Origin of the sequence: Cognatundibacterium rugosum, from assembly GCF_014284365.1 — a bacterium.
Taxonomy (GTDB): Bacteria; Pseudomonadota; Gammaproteobacteria; order Burkholderiales; family Burkholderiaceae_D; genus Undibacterium; species Undibacterium rugosum.
On sequence record NZ_JACOGG010000017.1, the window covers coordinates 22,892 to 35,151 of the forward strand.

6 protein-coding genes are annotated in these 12,260 nt (G+C 48.7%); all 6 read right to left on the reverse strand.

Annotation, left to right across the window (positions count from 1 at the left end; all coding sequences use genetic code 11):
• Window positions 1-91 precede the first annotated feature (91 nt).
• The gene (locus tag H8K47_RS14735) at window positions 92-1,249 is read right to left on the reverse strand and encodes a tryptophan 7-halogenase (protein ID WP_186882164.1); all 1,158 of its coding nucleotides are present in this window, start codon (window positions 1,247-1,249) and stop codon (window positions 92-94) included.
• Window positions 1,250-1,254: 5 nt separating this feature from the next.
• Window positions 1,255-3,408, reverse strand: a complete 2,154-nt coding sequence (locus H8K47_RS14740) for a LodA/GoxA family CTQ-dependent oxidase (RefSeq protein WP_186882165.1) — start codon at window positions 3,406-3,408, stop codon at window positions 1,255-1,257.
• A gap of 47 nt (window positions 3,409-3,455) precedes the next feature.
• Entirely contained in the window at window positions 3,456-3,746 is a 291-nt protein-coding gene (locus tag H8K47_RS14745; protein WP_186882166.1) for a hypothetical protein, read from the reverse strand.
• A gap of 84 nt (window positions 3,747-3,830) precedes the next feature.
• On the reverse strand, window positions 3,831-5,486 hold the full coding sequence (locus H8K47_RS14750; RefSeq protein ID WP_186882167.1) for a tyrosinase family protein: 1,656 nt from the start codon (window positions 5,484-5,486) through the stop codon (window positions 3,831-3,833).
• Window positions 5,487-5,604: 118 nt separating this feature from the next.
• A complete protein-coding gene (locus tag H8K47_RS14755; RefSeq protein ID WP_186882168.1) occupies window positions 5,605-7,752 on the reverse strand; it encodes a multicopper oxidase family protein in 2,148 nt (715 codons plus the stop codon).
• Between the two features lie 361 nt (window positions 7,753-8,113).
• On the reverse strand, window positions 8,114-12,103 hold the full coding sequence (locus H8K47_RS14760) for an FAD-dependent oxidoreductase (protein ID WP_186882169.1): 3,990 nt from the start codon (window positions 12,101-12,103) through the stop codon (window positions 8,114-8,116).
• Between the last annotated feature and the right edge of the window lie 157 nt (window positions 12,104-12,260).

The window sequence follows — 12,260 nt, forward strand, 5'->3', positions numbered from 1 at the left end:
TTTTTTTTTTATAAATTCATATCTGCCGTCATCTATTGCTGCTGAACAGGCGTGCTTGTCGCTACGGTAAGAGTGACGCATTCAATGAAATCTAAACGGGCCGTGCATGTGGCAGGAGTGGCGTCTGCATAGGTGCGACGCTGGCATGATATTTTTGCCAAAATGGGGCTTCGGGCCAGCGTTGTTCTAGCCGGTAATAATGCTGGCATGTCGCTAAATATTGCTGGTACTGCGTTCGTATTGAATGGCTAAATTCGTGTACTTCTCGCTTATTCACGATGACATCCGCTGCTGCAATGGCATTACTGATGGCTTTATAAATACCTTGCGAGGTGAGTGGGTCGCAGGCTGAAGCAGCATCACCGATTGCGAGCCAGTTTGCGCCATGGAGTTGATCCAGGCAATAAACGGGTGCGGGATAACTGAGTATGTGTGTGGACAAGGGCTTGCCACTTCGAGCCAGTTGATGCGTATGTGGTGCTAGGGCTAATTGCGCCTCCCAAGCGTGGACTTGTTGTAATTGCAGACGCTTGACTGTTTCGGCATCGCTATACAAGGCCAGCAGCAGGGTTTTATCTGGCAAATTTGCAGCATACCACCAGCCATGCTGCACAGCTTCGAGATGTGTCAGGCCATTTTTTTCAAGCTGTGCATCCTTGATGGCAAACCGCCTTGCTAAGCAAATCAACGCCTCTGCCCTAAGTTTCTGAATACCGCATTTGCGCACGAACACGGCGCGTGATCCACTCGCATCAATCACAAAATCAGCATAGATCTGGCTGTGACCAGATATACCAGCAGTGTGCGTTGCTAAATGCAGTTCATAAGCTGAGGATGCTGTAGTTACCACCTCTTTGAGCATAGTATTGATGCGCAAATCTACGCCACGCATTTGTGCCTGCCTTGCTAAAAACTGATTGAATTTGCGTCTGTCTAAATGCCAGCCATGTCCGAGCGGGTTCAATAAATGATCGTTATAGCCGCGCTTCTCACTCCCCCAATAGGAACAACTGCCATAGCAAGGAGCATGCCCTTCACGCAGAAATGCCTGATCAATTTCGAGTGATTGAAACAGACGCAGGCTTTCCGGTGGAATGTTCTCACCGATACAAAACTGGCTGAAATCACTTGCTTCAATCAGCACAATATTCGACACGCCACGTTGTACCAAAGCCAGCGCGCAGGCACTACCAGCGGGGCCTGCACCAATAATGGCGACCCGGAAGTGAGACGATTTTTCTGGCGACACTTGTGTTACTTCTCAGGTGCAGGCGCATAGAGTTTGTCGATCACCGTATTGGGCCAATATTCAACCAGATTGCTCTCATCGCTATCGAATTGGCTACTGACCTCTAAAAAGTAATTCTCAGATTTCAGCTTGGGATCGCCAGCCTCTTGCACAATGGCTGGGCTTTGCATGATGATGCCGATCCGGCTCCAGTTTAATAAGAACTCCTTACGGTCCTGATAACGTCCGACATTCATCGCTGCGCGATCAAACTCTCCGCCTACAAGCTGCTCCGCCGTGGTACCTGAGCCGCGTACAGAAAAACGCTGTACGCTCGCATCCTCAGTAATCTCACCACCGTTTGCAACCACATCGCGATAGGTATATACCGCCACCGGCCTTTGTGCTGGCCAGGATGCGTAGGTGAAGGTGTTGCGTTGGGTTGGATACAAATTTGTGATTGTGTCGATATTTTGATTCGACAATTCACCGCCGGGATTTGGGTCAGGAAGGTGGGTTGCGCACGAGTTGTAATCGGTATGCCAGGGCAGTGCCATGAATTTGCAAAAATCTCCCGGTTGTACAGGTGTATCGCGTAGCGGTGTATATCCGACACCCAAGAACGGGCTATTCTTGTTCGCTTTGCTGTAATCCAGCACGTCCATGTTAATGCGAAATGGCCCCGCGCTGCCAGGTGCAGACCAATTCGCCTGATAGAGATGCGGGTCGCGAACATTAAATCCCATTTCTATTCCAGGTCCAAAGCGTCCGCCCAGACAATTGAACAGGATGGTTTTATCAAGGAGTTCACCTGGTCCCAGGGACGCTGATGGTGTATCGCCAGGGCGCTGATAAATATCATTAGCCCACTGCGACATAAAAAAGTATTGACTGGTGGTCAGGCTTAAAAAGCTTTTTCCTTCATCACCCAGAGAAAGCGGCATCAGCGGCGAACCCAGTTGCGAACTATCGGAATTATTCGGATCGCGAATATAGTTCATGATAGGAAAATTCAAGCCATCTGCAGGCATATTCCACAGCAAATCGTGCATATACACGGCATGTCCCGGCAAGCTGACATTCCATTTCTGTAAAGACGCTGCGCGCAAAACAGGGAATACATCCTGCACATAATTGGGTTTAAAACCCGGTTGATATTGTTGATCACTATATACCGCGGGTTGCAAGGCAAATTTTTCTAACCAGGTGGTGTATAGCTCGTCCCACAAGGTGACGACGTTAGTGGTTTGTGGCGCATAGGCAGGATCGGTAGAGATGACCCATGCGCTGCCCTCGACGGCGCGTGTGCTGCCATCTTCAAACAGTAAAAATGCACTTACTGGGCCGTCGGCTGTATCGTCCAGCCAATGGTCATTATTGACGTTTTGATTCAGGCTCGCAGTTGCTGAGTAATTGCCTTCGTCATCGAAACCACAAGCCAAACCATAGCCACCCAATACCAGCAGGCGTCCATTGCTTTCAGAACTCAAGGTGCCCAGTGTTGCTATCCTGCGGCTATACAAGTCCGGTTCTGCATGTGTGTTTCCATTGGCTGGAAATGAGGTCGGGTAGTCTGGCAGACGGATAATTTCTCCGCTACCCGCCTGACCGTAGCAGGGTAGCGTCAATGTGTCGAAATGGATGTCTGCACCGTTCGCAGCAAACAAGGCGCGAGGTCCTGCATCGATCACCAGTTTTTTGAGACGGAGAGGGTCAGCCGGATCCGTTTTGTTTCCGAATCCGGCATTGCGTAATTTGGGAAGCTCACCATGCTCGAACGGGCGAATCCCCTGGCCACCTAACCAGCTGTTGGCTTTTTTATTCGCCAGGTGGACTGTCCACACGATATCTTTCACGCGCTTCCCATCTACCTTACTGCCTATCTGAATTTCATGGCCACCACCATTGGGGTAGGTTTCAATACCGTGCTGATCTGGAAAATCATAGTGATAGATTCTGAAGCGCGCAGCCTGACGCTTTAGCTTGCCGCTGGCATCGCGCAAGTCACTGCTCATGATCGTGCTGTGTTCAGTTCCGGGTTGAATGGGCAAACCACCTTTCATCGTTTGTCCTGGAATATCCATCCCTGCCATGCTTTCAGGGCCCAGATAATATTCTTCACTGTTGCCCACGCGGGCGATACCGATTACCGGATGGATGCGTAAACTCGTCCTTGCCATCTTGCGCTCCTGATGTGTCGATGCGACCTGATTCATAATGAGAAAAATTAAGGATGCATACCGTCTCTGACCCACTGATCGTAGAGATTGATCGCTTCCTGAGGCAGCTTGCCATCGGGCGGCATGGGATGCGCCACCTCTTTAACGAATTCACCAGGCTGGCCACCCCTGACAGGCAGACGTTCTTCAGGTTTTACCAGCCACTCACCAGTTCTCAGATTGTAGTCATAGCCATGAATCGCCACTTGTATCTGGTAATAAAAAAATTTCACGCTTTCGTAATCACCGAGTTGTAATACGCTCGTGCCACTTTCAGTAGCCAGTTTTTCTCTGCTCATTGCCATCGCATATTTTGAGAAGAGGCATTTAATATCGTCTTTAAAGCTGAGTTTATTCATTTTTTTACCCCGTTATTCCGGTAACTATTTGGCACTTTTTATGCCAAGCTCTATCGTTGGCACACTAAAATCGCTTTGTTCAACCGGTGCACCAGGAGCAGCACTGATCGCAACTGTCACTCGCCATTCCTGTCCTTGTTTTTGACTCACCAGGCTGTTAATAATGCCGGTAATCTGCTCTTTGAACTCAACATTGTCATGCGCATGATGACCATGCAAGGCCCAGTATGCCGTGCTGGTAATCAGATAGCGGTCTCTGAAATTCTTATCTGCGATAGCTTCTGCCACATCGCCAGGATACAAATAAACATCCGCCTGAAAGCTGTAGTCCTTGCTATGATCAATTCGTGAAAAAATGAGGTTCGCAAAACTGGAGCCAGTGATTGTTGTTCCGGGTATCGTGTACTTGCCGGTGCGCTTAATCTGAGGATTCGCAATGGCTTCGCTGGTACTATGGTTTAGCAGGGCAGAAAACAGACTGATCTGATTATCGCCAAAAACATAACCGGCTTGAGCGTGCCCATCTATCAATGCCTGAATCTCATCTCTGCGTATAAATTCGTCGCCATTCTGAGATTGAAAACCATAGCCCAGTTTGATCGTATTTAAGTAAATGCCTGCTGGCCCCATATTTTCTGTATAGGCTCCGGAGTCTGTGCGTTTTTCAGCTCCGCTACCGGTATTGAAGCCAGGCGGCTTACGCAAACTGTCGTCCTGCTCACCACGCAAATAGGTGCTAAGACTACTGCTACTCATTTGTTCCGTGCCATGTTCCTGTATCCATTTGTCCAGGCTGTAATCAAGGAAATTATGGAAGACATAAAAAATGGGATCTAAGCCGGCAGTCGTGTTATTACCCATGTTGCCATTCACATAGCCAGAATGCATTTTGTTGTGGATCTGGGTTTCTAATTTACCGCCTATCGTTGTTCCTAATTGACCGCCGCCAAAGCCACTCCAGTCTAAATAAAAAATCTGATACGCCATTAAATAAGGTGAGGTTTGCGGCAAATTTTGAACCAATGGATCAGTAGTCCGGGTAAAGTCAAACAGAGGTGATTCGGTATTTTCGAATGCTTTGGGATAGCGCACACCACTGGGCTTTTTTGTGAAGTTCCAATATGGCAGCGTGACATTCCTGGTACTTGGCCCGAACAAACCTTCAGGATCTGCCGCTTGCAAGCTGAGTTCATAAAAATACAGTTCGGCACGATGCCAATGCAGGAAGGTGTTTTTTTGATGTTCGCATTCACCAGGATGTTCAGTGTGCATTCTGGTATTGTTGGGGACATTGAGGAAGTTGCGCACATTGCAGCTATCGAGCTTGGGGTTAGCCAATAGTTTTGTCAGCTTTACTTCTGATAGTGATGCTGTGCGCTGATCGAACACATCCAAGGCCCCACAATTGTGCACCCATGCCTGCCACAGAAAACCTGTGCGATCAAATACATTTTGTTCGCTTTTTCGCTTCATCATTTTGACCGCATGTTCATAGGCTGCGAGTTCTGCGGGGCTTAAGTCATCGATGTTCTTTCTATACCTGACTTGCTGATTTGTATTTTCCGTGAATGGGACAATCGTTTTTTGTGCAGGCAGATCCGCTTTTTGTGCGAGGGCAAGCTGACCACTCATGCCCAGACAGAGGACGGCTCCCAGCAATCGACAGAGCGAGTGTTTCATTGGTAGTTTCCTTTGGTATGCACTTCGTCATTGAGCGAAAAAAAACCTCTGCTCAAATACCTGAGCAAGTGGTGAGGCAGAGGTTTTTCGTTTGCATAAGTGCGTGATGTAATGTGACTCAGTGCCCTGCGCGCTCATTCTGCTTAGCCGGTGCACCATGTCCACCATGTGCGCCAGCAGAAGCACCGCCTTTGCTGTTTGGCACAACCACCTTAACGTTTTGCATCATGCCCTGGTCCTCATGTTCAAGGATATGGCAATGTAAGACGTATTCACCGATGTAGCGTTGATAGCGGGTTGCCACCTCGATCTCGTAGTTTGGTGCAACTAACAAGGTATCTTTCCACGTACCGACCAGATTCCGGTACTGCTGATAGAAGTCCGTAGTTTTATCTTCCGGGTCTTTGCCTACCCATTTGATTCCTATAATTTGAAAAGGGTTGACGTGAATATGGAAGGGATGACTGCCTACTTTGGATCTGAGTGTCCAAATCTGTTCAGTTCCCAAAATCAGCGTATGGTCTATACGCTCTGGCTTATAGGTATATTCAAGACTAGGTTGCAGATTAGGGTTGAATTTCCCTTCAACCATAAAACGGGTTTTGTCGCTGACTGGTGCGATATCAAAGGTAACGTATTCTTTCGTCTGGCTATTCAGTTTCGCGATTGTTTCAGGCGTAAAGCTCTTATGTGGAACAAATTTATTGAGCTGTAAGCCGTTCTTTAAATCCGCTTTGATTTTTTCTCGCACAAGGGCAGGTTGGGCATTCGCTGCGACTAACAATTGCTGAGTCATGAATTGCGTTTGGCTGGCTTCATCACTTACCCGCGTGGTGTTAGCAGAAGTTTGTCCTGATTTGCCTGCATCAATCACAGCCAGCAAGCGCGCATTTTTAGCCTGATCACTATTGAGCGCGGCACTTGCCTTGTCATCGTAGACGCAATATTTACCTGCATTGGGAAGTGCAAAGAGAATATCGCTGCGATAACCGGGTTGCAGATAATTCGTGATTTTTGAAATCGCTTTGGCATGCGTCAAGCCATCGCTGGCGACCTCAAATTGCCACACATCGCTGCCATTGCATACGTCTTCTATCGATTTTTTGCCACTCAATAAGGCTTCAACTTCCTCAGGCTTGCTGACCTGTTTGATGCGCAATTTCACCGTATCTTGAAAGCCTGCATCAATCAAACGCCAGCGATGCACGGTATTGTGGGCCATTACAATTTTAGGGTGTACCTGGCCATTGATCATGGTGTAGCGCCCTGAAGCTCGCCAACTGTCAGGTTTTTCTACCTGATCAAAATTCTCCACCATGCCGACTTCACCCTCAGCACACGTCCACGGGCCGATTTCTTTACCATTTTTATCGTACACACTGTGATAGCTGGAATAGGGCTTGCCCGGCGTGTTTTTGAAACAGGCATATGGCACTTGCTGCAGCATCATCACTTCAGCACTGCCGCCGCCTATTTTAGGTTCGAATTTTTTGAGCAAGGTATCCAGATCACCATTTTTTGCCGGGTTAGGGTAGCGTTCGCCCTTGACGATCAATGCGCCCGTCATGCCACTGGCGACTTGCATCGCAGTCGAGCCGTGCACATGTGGATGGTACCAAAACGTTCCTGCCGGGTGATCGACAGGAACATTGTATTCATACTCAAAACTGACATTGGGCTCTATGGACAGCAATACATTATCGCTATTTCCGCTGGGCGAAATCCACAAGCCGTGCGAATGCAGATTGGTGATATTAAAACAGCCAGGGCTGGCAGGCGCATTCAATTCCGTGGGCGCACACTGAATTTCGGTTTGATCCGTGTGTGCTGAGAGTTTCTCAACCTGCTCAGGCAATTGGTTATGCAACTTAAAACGTACGGTTTGACCAGGCACCATCATCACTGTGGGAGCCTGAAAGCGCGCGGCACCGAGTGTGTTTGCATCCCATGATTTATCTTTTCTTTGCTGATAAGCGCGCAGCCGGACTTTATCTGCCGTGCCTGTCACCGGATTGTAAATACTGCCGTCGGTATAGCGAATAAACAGATCGTAGGACTTCTCAAACTGATCTCTGGGGCCAGGTGTGTGATTTGCAGGAAAGGCATTTGGCGTCAGTAATGGCGGCACTTGTAACACGCGTTGGTTAAGCTTAGCCAACGCGTTAGCGTTTGTCGTATCGTAGGCAAAAGCAGTAGAGCTGCACAGGCTCATCGCGGCGAGCCAAAGCATGGAGTGGCGATGCAGGCATTTAGTTTGGTGTGACATTACTGTTTATCCTTCATTAATAACAATGATTGAGGGATTGTGCAAAATTGCTCCAGCGGCGTAACGCTTCTCTACCTTACAACGGTGCTTCTTTCCGCTTGAAGCATTCATTCGTGCTGATTGATTCTCGTTTTATTAATGGTATAAATTATTAAATTTACATTCCACAAAGACAACGATAGCACAATTCCATTACGGCAATTAATTTATTGGGGCAATGTGTTGCAGAAGTTTGTCTCAATCCCGACAAGTCCACGATCCTGCGCTTTTGCCATTGGCGCAGGGGACATCAATGGGGGAAAACAGGCTGTGCCTCGATGTGATTGCGACGCCAGCCTGATTGCCCTAACTCATTGACCGACTAGGTCTGTATCGTGTTCATGACATTGACCGGTGTAATCAAATCAAACAACACCGTCGCAGGCACAGCATCGCTATGCGGATGCAAATTAAAATAGTTAGCGATGTCTTTAGCCTGACGCAGTTGTATCGCTTGTGCGATTTTGCGTACGTCCTGGTAGTACTGATCTACCACCGTACGTAAGGCAAGGTCGGTAAAGCTATAAGTGTCCTGCAAGTAGTCAATCGACGGCTCCAGTACGCCACGTCCAAACACGGTTTCAGGGTAGGGACCCTGGCCCGTGACGGAAGCGTTGAGCTGAATGTCCAGGAAATTCATGCCACCGACGTCGGGATAGGTCTGTGTTTGTGATGGCAGGCAGGCCAGTATGTCGGCAGGTGTCCACTGGCTCGATGGTGTATCCGCCGGTGGTGCATACATCAGTGTTGAGGCGTTTGGAACAAAGGCGGCCTGATTATAAGCACCGTCATTGATCACAGTATGCTGCACTGAGAACTGCCAGACAAACATGGTTAACACCTCTTTCAATAGCGCCGCCGTGGTCACGCTGGCGGGGAAACGTTGTGCCTGTTCGACGCCATCCACATAATTAAATGCGGGTATCAATTTGTTGAAGAAGCGCTGTAATTGCACATCGTGCGCTACATCGCTGTCGCCATTCGGATAACAGGTATCGACGAACTGACTGATGAAGCTTTGCATGGCCTCGTACCACAAAGTCGCATCATGCACATAGGGGTAAGAGAAGGGCGTATGGCTCACACCACGTTTTTGTGCATCTTTAGGAATCGCCAAATCGAGGAAACGGAACTTGCCGTCGTCGTTGTACATCTTGTCCTGCAATTGGTAGTTACCAATCCGGCCGCAAGAAAAAATCAAATCGTAAATGAAGCCGATGTTGTACACACCGGGCTTGCCATTCACCTCGCGGCTGGCTGGAAAACTCTGTGCATAAGGATGGTAGCTGCTGTCGTAAATCGTCTGCTGGAATTCCACCGTTTTGCTCAGGTGTGGGCTCAGTAATTTAAAAACAGGATGCTGTTGAAATGGCGTCGTGCTGCGTGGCTCGGTGGCTGGATTGAACACCTCTTCCGAGAACAAAGCGATGGATACCATCGCACCTATCTGATGCGTCAACAACTGATGGAAGCCTACGTCATGCAAGGTCTGTCCGGCGCAATTGGTTTGCATTTTCGCGAGTAACCAGGCGTTTTCCGCATTCGCCATATCTGGTGTGAACACTTCACCGTCCTGCTCCAATTGAATGGCAACCGGCAGTAATTCGTTTTGCGCACTGACCGTGAAAAAGACGATAGGTTGCGCTAAATAATAGCCACTTGGAATCACGGTACAAGCTTGTAAGTACTGGCGATAGTCAGCGACATAACGAATATCCAGTTGATTGAGTTTGCTATGGCTTGCCAGACCAGCGGCTGCTAAGACATCCTTTAACTTACTTTGATTCACGCTGCTGAGCAGGTTGGGCATAAAGCCTGCTAACTGCTGACGGGCAAATTCATCATCGTCTTTTAACCAATACGCGGGGGCGGGTACGGTTTGGAAATTATTACCGTAGTAAATCGATTCCAGCATCGCGACTGCGTTGCTCATATCTACTTCAACCGGGGGCAATTTAGCACGCTGTGCGACATTGTCATTCCACTGATTATTGAGCATCTGCAGTACCTGCTTATCTTGCTCAACAGCTTTCATTGCTTGCGGCACTTTGCTGTAATCGGCGATAAAGGCGGGTACATTACCCTCAAACACATACGTGGAATCACCGTAAATACTGGCGCTGGCATTGGCGGGAATTGCGGCCGCTTCGCGATCTACTTGATTGTAAAGGTACGCATAGCTTAATTGATTCGCTGTGGCCGGGTCGCCTTCCACATCGGGTGAAGTAAAGCTGCCCCAGGTTGCGCGCATTTGTTGAATTTTTTTTGTCGCACCAGCCTGTTGCAAAATATTGAGTACGGCATTGTAGGCAGAATCGAGTGCGCCAACGATCCAGCCATGATGCACCGAGCAGCATTCACCCGCAAAATTTAAGCAGCCATCAAATTCCGGCGTCAGCAGGGTCGGGTACAGATTATTGAACTGGCCTGGATTAAACAGCGCAAATGCGCCGCCACCGGCATGTTCATCCCAGAACCAGGTCTTGGTGGTTTTACCATCGTGGTATCCGGCAAATTCCTGGTAAATATCGACATCCGGATACAGATATTGTATGCCCTTGAGGCATTCCTCTATCCGTTCTTTATCACCTAACGCGCCCAGCTTACGTGCATCACCAGCCCAGCAATAGACTTGTAACACACCGGGTTTGCTGTCGTAGCCATAAGAAGGATAAATAATCTGGCGATTCGGCCTGTCGGTGGTGGCCGCGCCATAACCACCTTCCTGGCGTTCGCCTACTTTGGTCCAGAACTGCGTCTTAAAAGTCAGAAAGGCTTTGAACGACGACATGTAATTACATTCACGGATAGCTTGCGCTTTCGAGAATGAAATATCGTTGAGTAAATTCAGTTTATCCGCACCATTGAGATAAGCGCCCATAGGCAGCGTGGTGATGACATAGGGATAAACCTTATCGATCAGTCTTTCATGCCCATGTTCGTCATGATGCTGCAACTTCAGGCGCATGCCACCATGACCATCGAACAAACTGCTGTCATGTTTGAGTTCTATGGCTTTATGTTTTAAATGGACACGGCGTTTTTCACGCGAACGCTCCGCCTGAGTATCAGCTTTGGGTGTCGACGCAGACGCTGAATTGGCTGATACCGTCGGTGGTAAGGGGCGCGCATCATCGGTGAGATTGGGTGGGTTGTAAATATAGGTGCCGGTGTCTGGTGACGGCAGCATACCAACCTGGATTTGTGCGATCACACCATCTTTGAGCCTTACGCCTTTTTCCAAATCCAGGACGGCACGACAGGCATCCGGAAAATGCTGCATGCCTTTATCGACTGTCAGCATATACACGCCAGGATCGTTCGGGCGATACGGATCTTTACTGCCGCCCCAGTCATACACGGCAATCACCATTTCGACAAAGGAGACCGCATACATACCGCTGCCGACATTGGTGGTTTCTAGATAGCTCGCGATAGACCACGGCAGTAAAGCGTTTTTAGGACCCATCGCAGGGTTGTAGTACTCACCCATATCACCCAGTGTGAATTGCGTGGTGAGGTAATCCCACATCGAATACTGATCAAACTGCATCAAGAGTTCGAAACCATTGGCGAACGATTGGTCAAATGCCTTCAGGAATGGGCCATTCACCTGATCCAGTACCATATTCACGGGTAAATACGCATTACCGTTGGCGTCGTTTTGTGGTGTGACCCAGAAGTCAGGTATATCACCGCCGTTACGCTGACCAAAATTGAGATCATTCAAAGCATATTCCGGCGTATTGGTAATCGCTTCCGGCATATTATTGAAACGCAGTCTTTGCTCGGGCGAGCTGTAATAAAATTTGCGCCAGTTGACTTGCTCGTGTTCGCGACCATTGCGGGCTAACACGGTATTGACCGCCAGGGCTAATTGTTGAACCGGCAGCATATCAGCGGAAAACTGTGGCAGACGCATGCCACCAATTTCGCCATACAAGCCCTGTTGATTGCGCTCGTCGCTGTGATAATTCGTCGAATACCAGGTGCGTATGCGACCTCCTACCCGTTCCGAACTTTCAAACACTTCACACTCTATCCCCAGCGATTGCAGAATTAATCCGGAAAACAAACCAGCGAAACCGCCACCAACGATACCCACCATAGGGATATGACTGGGATTGTCATGCGTACTCGATTCCATCTCCGCTTTAAAGCGCTGCGCCTGTTTGCGCGATCGTTGTTGCTGTAAGCTGAGTCGGTAATTCGCACCGTGGTTCGTCAATAACCATTGTGAGAATGCGCCACGTAAAGTGCCTGCTGTAGAGGGCGCTGCCGCAGTAGTCGCTTTAAAAGAGAGATAGCTCATGATGTCATCCAGATTGAGTGTTTCAGAAAATAGAAGAAGACTCGCGCTTGGTAAGGCAAAATCGGGGTAAGACTATGGCATTACAGCTTTAGGGCCGGTTAGCGTAACAACAGAAAAACAATGAGAAAGTAACCTTGCGCTGACCTGGTTGCGATGA

Bases quoted from the DNA above. Each gene is read 5' to 3' on its own strand.
- H8K47_RS14740 (WP_186882165.1), bottom strand. From the start codon at position 3,408: ATGGCAAGGACGAGTTTACGCATCCATCCGGTAATCGGTATCGCCCGC.
- H8K47_RS14745 (WP_186882166.1), bottom strand. From the start codon at position 3,746: ATGAGCAGAGAAAAACTGGCTACTGAAAGTGGCACGAGCGTATTACAA.
- H8K47_RS14750 (WP_186882167.1), bottom strand. From the start codon at position 5,486: ATGAAACACTCGCTCTGTCGATTGCTGGGAGCCGTCCTCTGTCTGGGC.
- H8K47_RS14755 (WP_186882168.1), bottom strand. From the start codon at position 7,752: ATGTCACACCAAACTAAATGCCTGCATCGCCACTCCATGCTTTGGCTC.
- H8K47_RS14760 (WP_186882169.1), bottom strand. From the start codon at position 12,103: ATGAGCTATCTCTCTTTTAAAGCGACTACTGCGGCAGCGCCCTCTACA.